The 18,980-nt window shown below is 48.1% G+C and carries 17 protein-coding genes; 14 read left to right on the top strand and 3 right to left on the bottom strand.

Annotated features, from left to right (window positions below; genetic code table 11):
* Positions 1–9 precede the first annotated feature (9 nt).
* From glnD to SG35_RS20665, 3 genes are all read right to left on the bottom strand, one after another.
* Entirely contained in the window at positions 10–2,637 is a 2,628-nt protein-coding gene (gene glnD, locus SG35_RS20675) for a [protein-PII] uridylyltransferase (RefSeq protein ID WP_236702610.1), read from the bottom strand.
* Between the two features lie 123 nt (positions 2,638–2,760).
* Entirely contained in the window at positions 2,761–3,549 is a 789-nt protein-coding gene (map, locus tag SG35_RS20670) for a type I methionyl aminopeptidase (RefSeq protein WP_044833352.1), read from the bottom strand.
* A gap of 200 nt (positions 3,550–3,749) precedes the next feature.
* On the bottom strand, positions 3,750–4,355 hold the full coding sequence (locus SG35_RS20665; RefSeq protein ID WP_053043091.1) for a thioredoxin domain-containing protein: 606 nt from the start codon (positions 4,353–4,355) through the stop codon (positions 3,750–3,752).
* 414 nt (positions 4,356–4,769) lie between these two features.
* Here SG35_RS20665 and rpsB point away from each other — a divergent pair, with 414 nt between their 5' ends.
* From rpsB to lpxB, 14 genes are all read left to right on the top strand, one after another.
* Positions 4,770–5,498, top strand: a complete 729-nt coding sequence (gene rpsB / locus SG35_RS20660; protein WP_044833350.1) for a 30S ribosomal protein S2 — start codon at positions 4,770–4,772, stop codon at positions 5,496–5,498.
* 98 nt (positions 5,499–5,596) lie between these two features.
* Positions 5,597–6,445 carry a translation elongation factor Ts gene (gene tsf, locus SG35_RS20655; protein WP_044833349.1) on the top strand — a complete coding sequence of 283 codons (849 nt, stop codon included), beginning with the start codon at positions 5,597–5,599 and terminating at the stop codon, positions 6,443–6,445.
* Between the two features lie 140 nt (positions 6,446–6,585).
* Complete coding sequence (gene pyrH / locus SG35_RS20650; protein ID WP_044833348.1) at positions 6,586–7,326, top strand: UMP kinase; 741 nt, start codon at positions 6,586–6,588, stop codon at positions 7,324–7,326.
* Between the two features lie 25 nt (positions 7,327–7,351).
* Positions 7,352–7,909: a ribosome recycling factor gene (gene frr / locus SG35_RS20645; protein WP_044833347.1), complete on the top strand. Its 558-nt coding sequence runs from the start codon at positions 7,352–7,354 to the stop codon at positions 7,907–7,909.
* Positions 7,910–8,001: 92 nt separating this feature from the next.
* Complete coding sequence (uppS, locus tag SG35_RS20640) at positions 8,002–8,751, top strand: polyprenyl diphosphate synthase (protein WP_269082182.1); 750 nt, start codon at positions 8,002–8,004, stop codon at positions 8,749–8,751.
* A gap of 12 nt (positions 8,752–8,763) precedes the next feature.
* The gene (locus SG35_RS20635) at positions 8,764–9,630 is read left to right on the top strand and encodes a phosphatidate cytidylyltransferase (RefSeq protein WP_044833345.1); all 867 of its coding nucleotides are present in this window, start codon (positions 8,764–8,766) and stop codon (positions 9,628–9,630) included.
* 4 nt (positions 9,631–9,634) lie between these two features.
* Entirely contained in the window at positions 9,635–10,861 is a 1,227-nt protein-coding gene (ispC, locus tag SG35_RS20630) for a 1-deoxy-D-xylulose-5-phosphate reductoisomerase (RefSeq protein ID WP_084692776.1), read from the top strand.
* A gap of 1 nt (position 10,862) precedes the next feature.
* A complete protein-coding gene (rseP, locus tag SG35_RS20625; RefSeq protein ID WP_044833344.1) occupies positions 10,863–12,218 on the top strand; it encodes a sigma E protease regulator RseP in 1,356 nt (451 codons plus the stop codon).
* 29 nt (positions 12,219–12,247) lie between these two features.
* Positions 12,248–14,710: an outer membrane protein assembly factor BamA gene (gene bamA, locus SG35_RS20620; RefSeq protein ID WP_044833343.1), complete on the top strand. Its 2,463-nt coding sequence runs from the start codon at positions 12,248–12,250 to the stop codon at positions 14,708–14,710.
* 45 nt (positions 14,711–14,755) lie between these two features.
* A complete protein-coding gene (locus tag SG35_RS20615) occupies positions 14,756–15,274 on the top strand; it encodes an OmpH/Skp family outer membrane protein (RefSeq protein WP_044833342.1) in 519 nt (172 codons plus the stop codon).
* 21 nt (positions 15,275–15,295) lie between these two features.
* Complete coding sequence (lpxD, locus tag SG35_RS20610; RefSeq protein ID WP_044833341.1) at positions 15,296–16,321, top strand: UDP-3-O-(3-hydroxymyristoyl)glucosamine N-acyltransferase; 1,026 nt, start codon at positions 15,296–15,298, stop codon at positions 16,319–16,321.
* Between the two features lie 152 nt (positions 16,322–16,473).
* Positions 16,474–16,926 carry a 3-hydroxyacyl-ACP dehydratase FabZ gene (gene fabZ / locus SG35_RS20605; RefSeq protein ID WP_044833367.1) on the top strand — a complete coding sequence of 151 codons (453 nt, stop codon included), beginning with the start codon at positions 16,474–16,476 and terminating at the stop codon, positions 16,924–16,926.
* 15 nt (positions 16,927–16,941) lie between these two features.
* A complete protein-coding gene (gene lpxA / locus SG35_RS20600; RefSeq protein ID WP_044833340.1) occupies positions 16,942–17,712 on the top strand; it encodes an acyl-ACP--UDP-N-acetylglucosamine O-acyltransferase in 771 nt (256 codons plus the stop codon).
* A gap of 34 nt (positions 17,713–17,746) precedes the next feature.
* The gene (gene lpxB / locus SG35_RS20595; RefSeq protein WP_044833339.1) at positions 17,747–18,919 is read left to right on the top strand and encodes a lipid-A-disaccharide synthase; all 1,173 of its coding nucleotides are present in this window, start codon (positions 17,747–17,749) and stop codon (positions 18,917–18,919) included.
* Positions 18,920–18,980: the final 61 nt, after the last annotated feature.

Below are 18,980 nucleotides of genomic sequence, written 5' to 3'. Positions count from 1 at the left end.
TAAATGGTTTTAACCGCTGATATCGTCACATAACCTGGAAGTCAGCTCCGCCTGTTCCTCTGCTGTCAGGGCAATATTGTCACTGTTGGAGATGGTAAATACATCTTCTGCTTTCTCGCCGAAGGTGGTGATTTTGGCGGAATGAATATTGATTTTGCAATCCTGAAAGACCTGGGCGATGCTGGCGAGCAGGCCGGGACGGTCCAGGGCGACAATTTCCAGCAAGGTTGTTCTTTTGGTATTGCTGTCGATAAAGCTGACCTGGGTCGGTAATTTAAATTGCTTAAAGCGTTTTGATATCGGCTGGAGCAAGATATTCCGCAACGACTGCTGGCTTAATTTATCGGTCAGCGCCGCGGCGGTTTCTTTGGCCCGGTATGGGTCGTTGATAGGTTTGCCGTGGCTGTCGAGCACGACAAAGGTATTTACCGTATAACCGGTTTTGCTGGTGATAATTTTAGCATCATGAATCGACAGCTTTTTGCTGCCGAGCAGGGCAACCGTGGTGGCAAAAATGCCGCTGCGCTCTTTGGTATAAACAAATACTTCGGTGCCGCCTCGGTAGGGGGTGGTACTGATCAGTACCAAAGGTTTGCTTTTATCATGGCCGATAATATTGCGGCTGTGCCAGGCGATTTGCGCCGGGGAATAACGCAGGAAATAATCCGCTTTATATTCGCGCCACAGCTTTTGCAGCGCTTCATTATCCAGCTGCTGCTCGGCGAGCAAGGTCAGGGCCATGTCCTGGTTTTCGCGGATTTTTGCCCGCAGATCGACCGGTTTTTCCAGTCCGCGCCTGAAGGCGCGTTTGGTATTAAAGTATAACTCTTCGAGCAGGTTGGCTTTCCAGCTGTTCCACAAGCTTTCATTGGTGGCGCGCATATCGGCGACGGTGAGGCAGTATAAATAGTCGAGATGGGCTTCGTCGCGGACAATTTCCCCGAACTGGCGGATCACATCCGGATCTGAAATATCCCGGCGCTGCGCTGTCACCGACATCAGTAAGTGATGTTTGACCAGCCAGGAAATCATTTTACCGTCATGATTGTTGAGCTGGTGCACTTTGCTGAAATTCAGCGCATCCACCGCCCCGAGTTTGGCATGATCGCCGCCGCGCCCTTTGGCGATATCGTGAAAAATCCCGGCAAGATACAAGACTTCCGGCTTGCGGATGCGCTGCACGATTTTACTGCACAGGGGAAATTCATGGTTATGCTCCCCCTGGCTGAAACGGTACAGGTTTTTGATCAGCCGGTAGCTGTGCTCGTCAACGGAGTAGGCATGGAATAAGTCAAACTGCATCTGGCCGGCGATATTGCGCCACTGTGGCAGGTAGGCCCCTAAAATACTGTGTTTGTGCATCAACGTCAGGGGCAAACCCAGTCCCCTGGGGTGGCGGATAATGGCCATAAACAGTTGCCGGCTTTTGGCATAATCGCTCAGGGCCGAGATCAGCCGCCGCCTGGCATTACGCATCAACCTTAAGGTGTGGGAATGTATGCCTTTGATCTTCGGCTCCTGGGCGATGATCAGGAACATTTCCATCAATTTTTCCGGGCGGGTAAAAACCCGGTCGTTGCTGGCGTATATCAAGCCGTCGACCAGCTCAAAATCCCGGTTGATTGTGCTGCGCTCCAGCGGCTTGTCCTTGTGTAGGATCACCTGTTCGAAATGCTGCAACAACATATTATTGAGCTCGGCGACGCGGGCGATCACCCGGAAAAAGCGTTTCATCATGCGCTCGACCACGGCTTTGCCTTCATCGCCAAACCCCAGCAGCTTGGCGACATCCGCCTGGTAATCAAACAATAAACGGTTTTCATTGCGTCCGGCAACAAAGTGCAGGGCAAAACGCATGCGCCACAAATAATCCTGACATTCGAGCAGCTCATAATATTCATTGCGGGTCAGGTATTCATGGGCCACCAGCTCATCGAGGGAGTCGGCGACAAAATGGCGTTTCGCCACCCAGCCTATGGTTTGTATGTCCCGCAGTCCCCCCGGGTTGGCCTTTAAGTTCGGCTCCAGGGTATAGGCGGCGCCGTGATATTGCTGATGGCGCTTCTTTTGCTCTTCCCTTTTGGCAACAAAAAACTTTTGCGAACTCCAGAAAACATCTTCTTTAAGCAAAGGTTGCAGTTGCTGGGACAAAGCGCTGTTGCCGCAGATCAGGCGCATTTCCATCAAATTGGTGGCGACGGTGACATCCCTGACCGCCTGTTTCAGGCATTCTTTGACGCTGCGTACGCTGTGGCCGATATCGAGTTTGACATCCCAAAGCTGGGTGATAAAGGCGGAAATGCGCTCTTCCAGTGAGCTATCCCTTTGTTCCTGAGTGAGCAGTAAGATATCGACATCGGAATGGGGATGCAGTTCATTACGGCCATAACCGCCGACGGCAATTAAACTGATCTGGTATTCATCCAGCTGGTGCTGGCACCAGAGTTTTGTCAGTACCTTATCGACAAACTGGGCGCGGGCACAGAGCAAAAAAGTGATATCTTCAACTTCAAAGGCCTCTTTTAACCAGAGATTAAAGCGCTCGCTCAGCTGGCAAATTTCCATGCTGCTCAGCTGGGGGGCGGTGATGGCGAGTTTATCTGTATATTCTGTCGGTACTAACATCTGAGTATTCAAATTGTGCTCTTCACTTTACTTAGGTTAAAAGGCAAACTTAACAATGCCTGTGTGTTATGACTTCATCGGCTCCCGGCAGGGCGGTCAAGCTTGCCGGGTGAAAATCCCTTAATTATGCAAAACTTAATTATGCAATATATGGGAGATAGTATCGTCTTTGCGCAGGGTTAAGATCTCACAGCCGGTTTTTGTCACCAGCAGGGTATGCTCCCACTGGGCGGATTTTTTCCCGTCTATGGTATACACGGTCCATTTATCGTCTTTATCAAGCAAAGTTTTGCCGCGGCCCAGGTTGATCATCGGCTCTATGGTAAAACACATGCCTTCCTGCATTTTTGTGGTGTCATTGTTTTTGTAATGTACGATTTGCGGCTCTTCGTGGAATTCCTGGCCGATGCCATGACCGCAATAGTCTTTGACAATGGAGAAACGGCCGGATTTTTTGATGAACTTTTGGATGGCGGCGCCAATTTCACCAAAAGCCACCCCGGGTTTTACTTTCTTGATGCCGGTGTACAGCGCTTCCTGGGTGATACGGCATAAACGGGCGTCTTCCGGGGAAACATCGCCGATGAGGAACATTTTACTGGTATCGCCGTGGTAACCGTCTTTGATCACGGTAATATCGATATTGACAATATCGCCGTCTTTTAATTCGGTATTATCCGGAATACCGTGACAAACCACATGGTTAATCGAGGTACAAATGGATTTTGGGAAACCGTGGTAATTCAGCGGCGCGGAAATGGCGTCCTGAACTTCTTCGGTATACCTGGCGCAAATCTCGTCCAGCTGCTCTGTGGTCACGCCGGCTTTTACATGGGGGGCGATCATTTCAAGCACATCGGCGGCGAGTTTGCCGGCGATACGCATCTTTTCAATTTCTTCCTGAGTCTTTATTGTAATACTCATCGATACCTCAATTTATCTTGGTTTTTAAGCGCTGCGATGCTCTGTTTTTGGCAGTTTGAGCGCTGTCTAATCGTTAGTTAACCGCAGCTTTATTGCGGCTTAATCCTGTTAATGGCAACTATTATGCTATGTTCGCGCTTAAGTTACTAATTTTCTTCCCGCAGCATAGAGTTCATACCGGCGGACTGCCTGCAAAAGGGCTACTTAGCCAGCTCCAGTTCAACGGCTTCAACAATGGCCTTAGGCTTGGCCAAATATAAGTTGTGGTTAAGCAAGACTAAATTATCGTCGTTGGCCAATAATAACGCCGGGAAAGCACTGGTGCCGATGATCTCCTGCAGCTCTTCAATATCATGCAGGCCAAGTTCGGCTTCCTTGATGAATTTGTCCCGGTTGAAGACTTTTGCCGGCGGGGAAAGTTTATGGCTTTTGATAATGCCTTCAACATCCTCCTGGCTTTGCAGCTCATTGCCTTGCTGGAAATGGGCCTGCTGTAAGCTGTTCAGCAGGGCCAGGGCGGCATGCGGGGCTTTGCTTTGGGTCCAGGCCATTAAATTGGCGGCGACACCTGAGTCTTTGGCACGCGATAACCCTTGCTGGTAGCTCTCGCCAAAGCTGAGATTGCTGTCGGCAGTGACCGCATCAAGCAGGTCTTTAGTGACATGACTATCACCTTCATAGTGGGCGATATGGAATAAGTGGACTTTGATTTTCGGCAGTGCCCGGGTGACTTCATTGACTAAGGCGGTGGTGGCATAACTCCAGGGGCAATGGGTGTCGTAAATAAAAAATAATTCTGTTGCCATACTCTTGGTTCGTCTTTGATAAAATAAATGAATAAATTTTAACGTGAGTGGCGACATTCGCCTAGCGCTAATCGCCAATAAAAGACATTATTCGCGTTAATTTCCCGGGAAGGTTGGTTTCAAGCCCCGCTCAACTCGCCCTTGGCCGGTCGCGATAAAAGCGTCGGCAAACAGCAAAAATTCTGGTCAGTCGGGCGTTAATATGGTATAAAATGCCGCGCTGAAATTCCGGTGCCTGTATTGGCCTGAGATTTAGCGACTAAACCGTGCTGCAAAAATGCAGTATTTAAACTTAAACTCACATACATCTAGCAAAGGTATACCGGGGTGCCCGGCTTGTTTAGCTCATGCTTTGACGAGTCAGTGGTCGTGTATATTGGATGTATGAACGCTTAACCCCATAAAGGAAAAAACATGCCAAACGTTTCTATGCGCGATATGCTTAAAGCAGGTGTTCACTTCGGTCACAAGACCCGTTACTGGAACCCGAAAATGAAATCTTACATTTTTGGTGCCCGTGACAAGGTGCATATCATCAACCTTGAGCAAACTGTTCCTATGTTCAACGAAGCTTTAGCCTTCTTAAACGGTGTTTCATCGAAGAAAGGTAAAGTATTATTCGTAGGTACTAAACGCGCAGCAAGCGATGCAGTAAAAGATGCTGCAATTAAATGTGATCAATTCTACGTTAACCACCGCTGGTTAGGTGGTATGTTGACTAACTGGAAAACAGTTCGTCAATCTATCAAGCGTTTAAAAGATCTTGAAGCTCAAAGTTCAGACGGTACTTTCGACGCGCTTACTAAAAAAGAAGCCTTGATGCGTACCCGTGAAATGGAAAAACTTGAGAAAAGCCTTGGTGGTATTAAAAACATGGGTGGTTTACCTGATGCTTTATTCATCATCGATGCCGATCATGAGCACATTGCGATTAAAGAAGCTAACAACCTAGGTATCCCAGTAATTTCTGTTGTTGATACTAACTCAAACCCAGATGGTGTTGATTACATCGTTCCTGGTAATGATGATGCGATCCGTGCGGTAACTTTATACCTGGATTCTGCTGCTAATGCAGTATTAGAAGGTCGTGAGCAAAATATCGTAGTACAAGCTGAAAAAGACGGTTTTGTTGAAGCTGAGTAATCTCGCTAAACACTAACGTTTTATTGCATTTGCTACAGAAGTCAATGGCTTCTGTAGCAAAGTATTTATACATTATCTGAAAATTTGAGGATTAACTCATGGCAATTACTGCTGCAATGGTTAAAGAATTACGTGAACGCACAGCTGCGGGCATGATGGATTGTAAAAAAGCTTTGCAAGAAGCTGACGGCGATATGGAACTTGCGATTGAAAATATGCGTAAGTCCGGTCAGGCAAAAGCGGCTAAGAAAGCCGGTAATATCGCTGCCGAAGGTACTATTTTAATTAAAGAAGCTGACGGTGTTGCGGCCTTGGTTGAAGTTAACTGTCAAACTGACTTCGTAGCAAAAGACGCCAGTTTCTTAGCCTTTGCTGAAGAAGTTGCACAAGCGGCTATTGCTTCAAAAGCAAGCGTTGAAGAGCTGCAAGCCCAGTTCGAAGAAAAGCGTATTGCCTTAGTGACTAAAATTGGTGAAAACATCAATGTTCGTCGCGTTCAGTACATTGAAGGCACTGCTTTAGCTTCATACCGTCACGGCGCCACTATCGGTGTTGTTGTTGCCGGTGAAGGCGATGCAGAAACTCTGAAGCACCTTGCCATGCACGTTGCTGCCAGCAAGCCTGAGTACATCAACCCTGAAGATGTACCTGCCGATGTAGTTGAAAAAGAAAAAGCCATCCAAATCGATATCGCGATGAACGAAGGCAAGCCTCAGGAAATCGCTGAGAAAATGGTTACTGGCCGTATGAAGAAATTCACCGGCGAAGTTTCTTTAACCGGTCAAGCTTTCATCATGGAACCTAAGCGTACTGTGGGTGACGTGTTAAAAGAGAAAGGCGTAACGGTTTCCGGCTTTGTTCGTTTAGAAGTTGGTGAAGGTATCGAGAAGAAAGATGAAGATTTCGCTGCAGAAGTTGAAGCGCAAATCGCTGCTGCCAAGCAGTAAAATCTCGGTTAGCTAAGCGATTAATTTCAAGAATAATTAATTAAATAGCTATAAGACTTTCGATAGTCAGCCAAACGTATTAAAATAGCCGCGGTCAATTTCGACCGCGGCTATTTTTTATCTACAGGAATGTTTATTTTATGAGCATCAACCCCAAACCTAGTTATCGTCGTATTCTGTTAAAACTCAGTGGTGAAGCCCTGATGGGTGAAGAAGGATTCGGTATCGATCCTAAAATTCTTGACCGTATGGCGCAGGAAATCAAAGAATTAATCGAAATGGGCATCCAGGTCGGCCTGGTGATCGGCGGTGGTAATTTATTTCGCGGCAAAGGGTTAGCCGATGCCGGTATGAACAGGGTTGTTGGTGATCAAATGGGCATGCTGGCAACGGTGATGAACGGCCTGGCGATGCGTGATGCGCTGCACCGGGCATTTGTCAATACCCGCTTGATGTCGGCGATCGACTTAGCCGGTGTCTGTGACACCTATAACTGGGCCAGCGCCATCAGCTTGTTAAAATCCGGCCGGGTAGTGATTTTCAGTGCCGGTACCGGTAACCCGTTTTTTACCACGGACTCCGCCGCCTGTTTACGCGGCATTGAAATAGAAGCCGATGCGGTACTTAAAGCGACCAAAGTTGACGGTATCTATTCAGATGACCCGATGAAAAACCCTGATGCTGAGCTGTACAGCCACCTGACTTATCAGGAAGTATTAGAAAAAGAATTACAAGTGATGGATTTAGCCGCCTTTACCCTGGCTCGCGATCATAATATGCCGATCCGTGTTTTCAACATGAACAAGCCGGGGGCATTAAAAGCCGTTATCATGGGCAATGATGAAGGCACTACAATCGATCATGCTGAAAATTTAGGCTAATTATTGGTTTTTAAGGAATAGTAAAGTGATAGACGAAATTCAACAAGATGCTAAAGAGCGCATGGCTAAGAGCATCGAAGCTTTAAAAAATAATTTAAATAAAGTCAGAACCGGCCGGGCACATGCATCCCTGCTGGATAATATTTCTGTTGATTATTACGGTATGGCAACCCCGCTGAACCAGGTGGGTAACATCTCTGTTCCCGATGCCCGTACGTTAGCAATCACGGTTTTTGACAAAGGCATGATAGGTGCGGTAGAAAAAGCCATCTTAAAATCAGATTTGGGCTTAAACCCTGCTTCCAACGGTACCTTGATCCGTATTCCATTGCCGCCGCTGACCGAAGAGCGTCGTAAAGACCTGGTTAAAGTGGTTAAAGGGGAAGCCGAAAACGGCAAAATTGCTATCCGTAATATCCGCCGCGATGCCAACTCTGATTTTAAAGCGTTATTGAAAGATAAAGAAATCAGTGAAGATGAACATCGCCAGGCGGAAGATGAGATCCAGAAGATCACTGACTCATTTATTAAGCAAGTTGATGAAGTATTAGCCGATAAAGAAAAAGAATTAATGGAAATATAAGGTTTCCATTGCTTATTGACAGACGCCGTAGATAATCACTACGGCGTCTTTTTGTATTACGGACTTTTATATTGCTAAGAAGAGTGAGTAGTTTGAACGATTTAGCTAATCACAATACCTGTGTCCCCAAGCATGTTGCCATTATTATGGATGGTAACGGGCGTTGGGCGGAACAACGCGGAAAAACTCGTGTCGCCGGTCATAAAGCCGGGGTCGAGTCGGTCCGCTCTGCTGTGTCTACGGCAAGGAAACTGGGGGTTAAGGCGTTAACCCTGTTTGCCTTTAGTAGTGAAAACTGGCAACGGCCGGAAAAAGAAGTCAGTGTACTGATGGATTTATTTATGTTTGTGTTAACCCGTGAGGTCAAACGCCTACATAAGCATGATATTCGCTTTAAAGTTATCGGCGATGTCAGTCGCTTTTCCGAAAAATTACAAGAAAAAATTAATTCGGCCGAGCAGCTGACGCAAGACAATACCGGACTGGTGCTTTCTGTCGCCGCCAATTATGGCGGGCGCTGGGATATCACCCAGGCGGCAAAACAACTGGCTGCCAAGGTGGCCAACCAGGAATTGTCTCTCGACGAGATTACCGAGGCCAGCCTGGATGCCCATACCAGTCTTTACCAACAACCTGAACTGGACTTATTGATCCGCACCGGCGGTGATTACCGCATCAGTAATTTCTTACTGTGGCAGGCGGCCTACGCCGAGTTTTATTTTACCGATGTCCTGTGGCCTGATTTTAATGAACAGGAATTTGAGTCGGCTTTAAGTGTCTTTAAGGATCGGGAGCGGCGATATGGTCAGACAGGCCAACAGGTTAAACAACAAAACAAATAAAAGGATCATAGCTTGTTAAAGCAAAGAATCTTAACTGCACTAGTGCTGGCGCCATCGGCAATTGCGGCGATATTTTATCTGCCGCTTGATTTATTTGCCGGTCTGCTGTTGCTTATTATGTCAATCGGTGCCTGGGAATGGGGGCCGTTAATGGGCTTTAACCAAAAGGTTCGCCGGTTATTGTTTGTGCTGACAAATGTGTTGCTGATCAGCGCTATCTGGCATTTTCTGCCGCCACAGCAACTGTGGCTGGATAAAGAAACCCTGCAACAGCCGGTGCAGCTGTTACTTTGGCTGTCGCTGGCCTGGTGGGCGCTATCGGCAATATTAACCTTTTTATATCCCAAATATAGTGGCTTCTGGTCCAGTCACCGTTCGGTGCGCGGCATTTTCGGCTGGTTGACCTTAGTGCCGACCTGGCTGGCCTTTATGGTGATCCGCTCCAGTGAATACCAGGGGGATCATTACCACGGCGCGCAATTGCTGATGGTATTGTTTTTGATGGTATGGAGCGCCGATATCGGCGCCTATTTTGTTGGTAAGGCGGTCGGTAAGCATAAATTACTGCCCAATGTCAGCCCGGGCAAAACCCTGGAAGGCTTTTTCGGCGGCGTGGCATTCGCCTGTATTTTAGTGTCAAGCGCCGGTTATATCATGGACTGGAATGCCAAACAGTTCGGGATTATCTTGCTGGTGACGGCGATTATTACCACGATATCCGTGCTGGGGGATTTAAACGAAAGTATGTTTAAGCGCCAGGCGGGGATAAAAGACAGCGGCTCTATCCTGCCGGGTCATGGCGGTATTTTAGATCGTATCGACAGCTTAACCGCAACCGCGCCGATATTTGCCCTTTGTTACGCGCTGATAGGCTGGTGAACCCGTGGTAAAACATCAATTATGTATCCTGGGCTCAACCGGCTCTATCGGCATGAGCACCCTGGATGTGGTGCGCCGTCATGGCGATAAATTTTCTGTACTTTCACTCTCCGCCAATGCCAGTGTTGATAAGATGCTTGAGCAATGCCTGGAATTTAAGCCCAAACAGGTGGTCATGGTGTGTGAAGTGGCGGCTAAACAGCTTGCTGAAAAGTTATCCTCAGAAGGCTTGGTTGATATCCAGGTGCTGTCGGGGCAGCAGGCGTTAGTGGATATCGCCGGTGCCCAGGAAACCGATACCGTGATGGCGGCCATTGTCGGCGCCTCAGGTTTAATGCCGACCCTAGCGGCGGTTACAGCCGGTAAGCGGGTATTACTGGCCAATAAGGAAGCCCTGGTCACTTCCGGCGCTATCTTTATGGACGCGGTAAAAGCCTCCGGCGCCCGGTTATTACCGATAGACAGCGAGCATAATGCCATTTTCCAGTGTTTGCCACAAAGCGTGCAGCAGGCACCGGGTAATAGCCAATTGGCAGATAACGGCATTAGAAAAATCTTGTTAACCGGCTCAGGCGGTCCCTTTCGCACCCTGGATAACGATTTGCTGGCCAGTGTGACCCCGGAGCAGGCCTGTGCTCATCCCAACTGGGATATGGGGCGTAAAATTTCGGTGGACTCGGCCACCATGATGAATAAAGGGCTGGAGTTTATTGAAGCCAAATGGCTGTTTAATGTCACGGCGGACGATATCCAGGTGGTCTTGCATCCGCAAAGCACCATACATTCCATGGTGCAGTATAAAGACGGCTCGGTGCTGGCCCAGATGGGCAATCCGGATATGCGTACCCCTATCGCCCATGCGCTGGCCTACCCGGAACGTATCGAAGCGGGTGTTGAGGATTTAGATTTTTTCAGTGCGGCGGCTTTTGAATTTCAAGCGGTAGACTTTGTTAAATACCCCAACCTCAAGCTGGCCATCGATGCCTGCCGCGCCGGGCAGGGGGCTTGCACCGCCTTAAATGCCGCTAATGAAGTCGCGGTGGAGGCTTTCTTAAACGGTGAGCTGAAATTTACCGATATTTTCACAATTAATGAAACTTCTGTGAATAAGTTTGTCTCAGAAGAAATAGCCAATATTAATGATGTTGTTGCTTTAGATCGCCGGGTAAGGGAATATGCTACTAGTCTGTTAACGGCGATAAAACACCCTGCTGAGGGGAGAAATATCTAACATGATTGATTTTATCTGGAATTTAGGCTCTTTTATCGTTGCCCTTGGCATCCTGGTCACCATACATGAGTACGGTCATTTTTGGGTGGCCCGTAAAAACGGCGTTAAAGTCGAGCGCTTTTCCGTCGGTTTTGGGAAAACCTTGTGGCAAACCACAGACAAGCACGGCACCGAATTTGTTGTTGCCTTAATCCCCCTTGGCGGTTATGTCAAAATGCTCGATGAGCGGGTTGATGATGTTTTGCCAGAGGATAAGGATAAAACCTTTAACAGCAAATCTGTTTATCAGCGTATCGCCATTATTGCCGCCGGTCCTTTTGCCAACTTTGCTTTTGCTATTTTTGCCTTTTACCTGATGTTCTTAATCGGTGTGCCCAGCGTTAAGCCGATTATCGGTGACATTGAACAGGACTCTATTGCCGCAAAAGCAAACCTGCCGGTGAAGTCGCAAATTGTTGAAGTGGCAGGAAGAGAAACCCTGGACTGGCAGGACGTGAACTTATCCCTGGTAGCGGAAATCGGCAGTGACTCGATAGAAATTAAAAGCAAAGCCAGCGACCGGGTAAAACCCGATACATATGTGCTGGCTACACAGGACTGGCAGTTTGCGCCGGAGAAAATCTCTGCCCTGGCAAGTCTTGGCATTACCCCGTTTCGCCCGCATGTTTCCACCGAGCTGACCGTGGTTGCCCCGGACAGCCCGGCGGCAAAAGCCGGATTACAGGTCGGGGATGTGCTTGAAGCCATCAATGGCGAAAGCGTTAACAATAACTGGTATGAATTTTCTAAAAAAATTGCCTTATATCCCAATCAGCAAGTACAACTGACCATTAATCGTCAGGGAAGGTCACAGCAAATTGACGTTTTACTGGGCGCTCGCAAGCGCGGCGGGGAACCAATCGGTTATTTAGGTGTCTCACCCAAGTCAGCACCCTGGCCCGAGCAATATAAAATTGATATTAGCTACGGCCCGATAGATGCCATAGGTGAGAGTGTCATCAAGACCTGGGAACTGGTGGTGCTGAGTTTTGATATGATAGGCAAGTTAATTACCGGCGATGTCTCGGTGAAAAACTTAAGTGGCCCGATTGCCATAGCCCAGGGCGCAGGTAACAGCGCCGGCTACGGTATAGTCTACTTTTTAGGCTTTTTGGCGCTGATCAGCATTAATTTAGGCATTATTAACCTTTTGCCTTTACCGGTACTTGATGGCGGGCACTTACTCTATTATCTTATAGAGCTTTTAACCGGCAAGCCGGTTCCTGAGAAAGTGCAGCAAGCGGGTTTTAAATTTGGGGCCATAGCGTTACTGGGATTGATGAGTATAGCGTTATTTAACGATCTATCGCGGCTTTAACTAAAAGAAGTAAATTAAGTTAACATTCTATGATAATTAAAAAAATTGCCCTGGCCGTTTTATTAGGCGCGTTAGGAACAAATGTACAAGCAGCCGAAGACTTTCAGGTTGAAGATATTCAGGTTAAGGGATTGCAGCGGGTTGCCCTTGGTGCGGCTTTAACCCATATTCCTTTCAATATCGGCGATACCCTTAATGAGTTTCGTATCTCCCAGTCCATTAAAGCCCTTTATCGCTCAGGACATTTTAGTGATATTGCTGTCTCTCGTGACGGTGACCGGGTCATTTACCGGGTGCAGGAGCGCGCCACAATCAGTGATATTATTTTTGATGGCAATAGCGACTTAAAAGACGAACAATTGATCGAAAGCCTGGACGGCAGCGATATCCGTGTCGGGGAAACCCTGGATAAAACCGTTATTTCCGGTATCGAGCAGGGTCTTGAAGACTTTTACCACAGTGTCGGTAAATATAATGCCGATGTTAAAGCCGAAATTACCCATTTGCCCCGTAACCGGGTTAATTTGAAATTTGTCTTCAGTGAAGGTGATGCGGCGGCTATCCAGCAAATCAATATTGTTGGTAATGAAGTGTTCAGCGATGAAGAGTTGCTTGAGCGTATCGAGCTGACCTTTGATTCTCCCTGGTGGGATTTTATGGCCCAGGACAGGTACCAGAAACAGACCCTGCAAGGGGATATGGAAACCATCAGCAGTTATTATTTAGACCGCGGTTATCTGCGTTTTAAAATGGACTCGACCCAGGTGTCGATGACGCCGAATAAAGAGTCTGTCTATATTGCCCTCAACGTTACCGAAGGTGAGCAGTATACCGTAAGTGAAGTAGACTTTATCGGCGACCTGGCCGGTTTTGACAACACCATACGCGCTATCAATCCCTTAAGTAAAGATAAGTTATATAACGGCGCCGAAGTCACCTATACCGAAGAGCTGATCAGCAAGTTCCTCGGCCGTTACGGTTACGCCTACCCTAAGGTGGTGACGATTCCGGAAATCAACGATGAAGATAAAACCGTTAAATTATCTATCTCGGTGGATCCCGGCAAGCGTATTTATGTTAACCGCATCAATATCAAAGGCCATAATGTGACCGCAGACCGGGTTATCCGCCGGGAAATGCGCCAGATGGAAGGTGCCTGGTTATCCAACTCCCAGGTAGAAAGCTCTAAAGCCTGGATTGCCCGTCTGCCTTATGTGGAAACGGTGGAGTTTGAAACCAACCAGGTGCCGGGCGAAGACGATCTGGTCGATGTCGACTTTGATGTTAAAGAGCAGGCTTCCGGCTCTTTTACCGCGGGTATAGGTTACGGCTCGCAGACCCAGCTAAGCCTGAATGCCGGTATCCAGCAAAACAACTTCCTGGGTACGGGTAACCGCCTGGCGTTTAATATCAATACCGTCAGTTATTCCCGCAGTATCAGTGTTTCTTATACCGACCCTTACTTTACCGTAGACGGTGTTTCCCTCGGCGGGCAGATTTATTACAACGAATTTGATGCCGGTAGTGCTAACCTGGAAAAATATGAGAACCAGACTTATGGGATCGGGGTCAACCTTGGCTTCCCGATCGATGAATATGTACGGCTGAATTTTGGTGTCGGTTATAAGAGTAACGGTATTACCCGCTTGCAGTCTTATGAGCAGATCCAGAGTTTCTATGATATCTACTCGAATCCGGATAAGCCGGATGAAAAGCTGACCTTTGAAACCTTTGATCTTTCGGCCAGTATTTCCCGTTCGACCCTGAACCGGGGGACCTTCCCGACCGCAGGTTCCAGACAGAGTTTAAGTGCTAAGATCACCACGCCAAACTCGGATGTGAATTACTTTAAGTTTAATCTAGATACCAAGTGGTATTTCCCGTTAAGCCGGGATCAGCGCTGGAGTGTGTTAACCAGGTTCCAGGCGGGTTATGGTAACGGCTACAGCACTGTCGGCGAGCATGATCAGTTGTTGCCGTTCTGGGAAAACTTCCGCGCCGGTGGCTCCGACACCTTAAGGGGCTTTGAGTCCAATATTGTTGGTCCGCGCGCCGTTTATCGCCGGGCGACCGAGTTTAGTAACCCGACCGGCGGCGTAAATTGCTGTTTTAGTAAGGATGGCGACTTTATCACCATATCGCCCCGTTCGGTCGGCGGTAACGCCATGGCCATCGGCGGTGTTGAGTTGATCGTGCCGACGCCGTTTTTAGACGAAGGTATGGCCAACAGCGTACGCAGCAGTTTATTTGTTGATGTCGGTAATGTCTGGGATACGGAATTTGATCTTGACGATTATCGAGATTTAGATGAGGATGAGTTCCTGAAAATCAAGGATTTCTCGGATCCTGGCAGTTTTAGAAGCTCTGCCGGCCTGTCGGTCCAGTGGTTATCCCCTATGGGCCCGATGATCTTTAGTTTTGCAAAAGCACTGAAAAAAGAAGATGATGACGACACCAGCTTCTTTAGCTTTAACATAGGTAAAACTTTTTAAATAACTGATCCGGATTCAGTAACAATAATTAATTAGGAGAAAACGTTGAAAAAACTTATTAAATCTATTGCCATGACGGCTGCGGCTTCTGGAATGTTATTAGCCAGCTCGGCGATGGCGGCAGATCAAAAAATTGCCGTAGTAAACTTCCAGGAAGTGATGAGCCAGATCCCACAAACGGCAGCTGTGATGCAAAGCCTGGAAGCGGAATTTAAAGATGAAAAAGCGGTATTGGCGCAATTAGAGTCTGATATTAAATATAATCAGGAAAAGAAAAAGCGCGACAGCTCCATCATGAGCAAAAAAGAGCAGGAAGACCTGGATAAGAAAATTGCCGAGTTATACCAAGAGTATCAAACCAAGGGTAAGGCGTTCCAGCAAAAAACCGGTTTACGCCAAAATGAAGAAACCAACAAGATCATCGCTCTGGTTCGCCAGGCCATCGACGGCATTGCCGCCAAAGGCAAATACGACCTGATCATCGAGCAAAAAGCCGTGGTTTTCTCAAAACCTGACGCGAGTATTACTAAAGAAGTTGTTGAGCAAGTCAGCAAGTTGAAGTAATAAGCTCGGATGAAAGTTCGGATGAATTATACACTTGCTGAATTAGCGCAAAAATTAGGGGCCAAGGTGAGCGGTGACGAAACCGTTACGGTAAGCAGCCTTGCCACCCTTGAAGGCGCACAGGCAGGGCAGATAGCTTTTCTTGCCAATAGCAAATATCGCCAGTCCTTGGCGGGCACCGGGGCCAGTGCCGTTATCCTGTCGGAAGACACCTTGGCGGATTGTCCCACCAATGCCCTGGTGATGGCAAACCCCTATATGGGTTATGCCCTGGTGGCGCAGTTGCTGGACAGCACGCCTGCCCCGGCAAAAGACATCCATGCTTCGGCGGTGATTGATGAAAGCGCCGATATTGGCGAAAATGTCACTATCGGCGCCAATAGCGTGATCAGCGCCGGGGTAACCCTGGCGAACGGCGTAAGTATCGGCGCCGGCTGTTTTATCGGTGAAAACGCCGTGATCGGTGAAAATACCCGGTTATGGGCCAATGTCAGTGTTTACCACCAGGTACGTATGGGGCAGGACTGCTTGGTGCAATCGGGCAGTGTGATTGGCTCAGACGGTTTTGGTTATGCCCCGAATCAGGGACAATGGTTGAAGATCCCCCAGTTAGGCACTGTGGTGGTCGGTGACCGGGTGGAAATCGGCGCCAGTACCACCATAGATCGCGGCGCTTTGGAAAATACCGTGATTGGCGACGGGGTTATTTTAGATAACCAGGTGCAAATCGCCCATAATGTCATTATCGGCGACAATACCGCCGTTGCCGGGTGCAGCGTGATTGCCGGCAGTGCCGTGATAGGTAAAAATTGTACCATTGCCGGCATGGTCGCCATTAACGGCCATATGGAAATCGCCGACGGCTGTGTCTTTACCGGCAGGGCCATGGTCACTAAAGCCATCAAGGAGCCCGGGGTCTATTCTTCCGGTATGCCTTGTATGCCCAATAAAGAATGGAACAAAACCAACGCCAGGATCAAAAAGTTAGATCAAATGGCGCAGCGTATTAAAACGCTTGAAAAAGAACTTGCTGAAATTAAAAAGTAGCAACACACTTAACATGCTTTAACGCGCGAAAGTAAGACCCGGCAGTGCTAATAACCCTTGTTTATTGGCCCCCGGGTTTGTCTTTACTAACTGGCCTTTTATGCCGTTTTCCGCGATTAATGACCGTATTAAATTTAAAAAGAGACAATAATTTGGAATCCCAAAAAAACGTTATTGATGTCGAAGAAATTCAGACATTGATCCCGCACCGCTATCCGATGTTATTGGTTGATCGGGTGTTGGACTACCAACCGGGCAAATGGCTGCACGCCATTAAGAATGTGACCATCAATGAGCCGGTCTTTACCGGACATTTTCCCGACTTTGCTATCTTTCCCGGTGTGATGATCCTGGAAAGCCTGGCCCAGGCGACCGGTATCTTAGGTTTTAAATCCACCGAAGGACGGGAAGACAAGGAAATGTATTTGTTTGCCTCCATTGATAACGCCAAATTCAAAAAGCCTGTGGTGCCCGGGGATACCATGCACTTGCATGTTGAATTTATCAAAGAACGTCGTGGTATGTGGAAGTTTTATGGCGAAGCGAAAGTTGACGGAAAAGTCGTGTGCTCCGCCGATCTTATGTGTGCAAGAAGAGCGTTATAGATTGTGAGTACCAGTATGATTCATGAACAGGCGATTATCGAGCCGGGCGCCGTGATAGGCAAAAATGTCACCATCGGTCCCTGGAGTTATATCGGCAAAGACGTGGTGATTGGCGATAATTGCGAGATCCACTCCCATGTCGTGATCAAGGGGCCGACCCGCCTCGGCGCCGGTAACCGTATTTTCCAGTTTGCCAGTATCGGCGAAGATTGCCAGGATTTAAAATATGCCGGCGAGCCGACCGAACTGGTGGTAGGTGATAATAATGTTTTTCGTGAATCCTGTACTATCCACAGGGGCACCATACAAGATAACAGTCTGACACAAATCGGCAGCAACAATTTGTTTATGGCCTACACCCATGTAGCCCATGACTGTGTGGTCGGCAATAACTGCATCATGGCAAATAATGCCTCGATTGCCGGGCATGTTCATGTCGGTGATTATGCCATTTTAGGCGGCATGTCCGGGGTGCACCAATTTTGTCATATCGGTGCCCACAGTTTTGTTGCCGCCAATGCCTTGGTATTAAAAGATGTTCCCCCTTATGTGATGGCCTCGGGCCACGGCGCAGCGCCTTTTGGTCTAAACGTTGAAGGGCTGAAACGCAGGGGCTTTGAAAAAAGTGATATTTTAGCGATTCGCCGGGCTTATAAAGAGGTTTACCGTAAGGGACTGACGGTGGAGGAGGCCCTGCTGGAAGTCGACAAGCTGGCCCAAACCACGGCGGCGGTTAAGGATTTTGCTGATTTTATCCGCAACTCCGGCCGCGGTATCATTCGTTAACCTTTATCCTAAGACTTATCATCATAAATAACCTATGAACTCTTCTAATCTTCAGACTCGCCCTGCCGATTTACCGGCGCCGGTTTTTGCTATCGTTGTCGGTGAACATTCCGGAGATACCTTAGGAGCCGGATTGATCTCGGCATTAAGAAAAACCCACCCAGAGGCAAAGTTTATCGGCATCGGCGGACCAAAAATGTTGGCGCTGGGCTTTGAAAGCCTGTACTCGATGGAAGAGTTGGCGGTGATGGGTATAGTGGAAGTGCTCGGGCGTTTGCGCCGGTTATTGCATGTGCGTAAAAGCCTGGTCCGGTACTTTACCACAAATAAGCCGGATGTTTTTATCGGCATCGATGCCCCGGACTTTAACCTGGGGTTGGAAGAAAGGCTCAAACAAACCGGGATCCCCACGGTACATTATGTCAGCCCTTCGGTATGGGCCTGGCGGGAAAAGCGTATTTTTAAAATTGAGCGCGCCACCAATATGGTGCTGGCGCTATTACCCTTTGAAAAAGCCTTTTACGATAAGCACCAGGTCCCCTGTACCTTTGTCGGCCATTCTCTGGCAGATGATATCCCCCTGACCTCGGATAAAGCACAGGCCAGGGATGAACTTGACCTCAAAGCAGAGGGAAAAATCCTTGCCCTGATGCCCGGTAGCCGGGGCGGGGAATTATCTCGTCTGGTGCCGGTGTTTTTACAAAGTGCGCAGTTGTTGTTAGCACAAGATCCGAAACTTACTTTTGTCGTGCCTATGATCAGCGAGCACAGGGCGGAGCAGTTTAAGCAGCTGCACCGGGAGCACGCGCCGGACTTACCCCTGACGTTGATCGTTAATAAAACCCAGCAGGTAATGGCGGCCAGCGATTGCCTGTTGATGGCATCGGGTACCGTCACCTTAGAAGCAGCACTGATCAAACGGCCTATGGTGATCACCTATAAATTTAATGTCCTGACCTACCTTCTGGGTAAATGGTTGGTGAAGTTGAAATGGTTTTCTCTGCCTAACCTCCTGGCCAACCGGGAGTTGGTGCCGGAATTACTGCAGCAGCAGGTGACACCTGATAACATCCTGCCTTTGTTAAAAGAGCGTTTATACCAGGATCAGTCGCAGCTGAATGAAACTTTCACCGACATTCACCATAAGTTAAGACAGGATGCCAGTGCGCAAGCGGCAAAAGCCGTATTGACCTTAGTTAAAAAGTAAAACACTATTGCTTGCAGGGCGCTTTATGCTTTATAGAAAAAGCGGGCCTGATAAGTCATGA

The organism is Thalassomonas actiniarum (assembly GCF_000948975.2).
In the GTDB taxonomy this organism is placed as follows: Bacteria; Pseudomonadota; Gammaproteobacteria; order Enterobacterales; family Alteromonadaceae; genus Thalassomonas; species Thalassomonas actiniarum.
The sequence above is the reverse complement of the archived record's forward strand: the minus strand, read 5'-3'. Positions and strand labels throughout refer to the sequence as shown.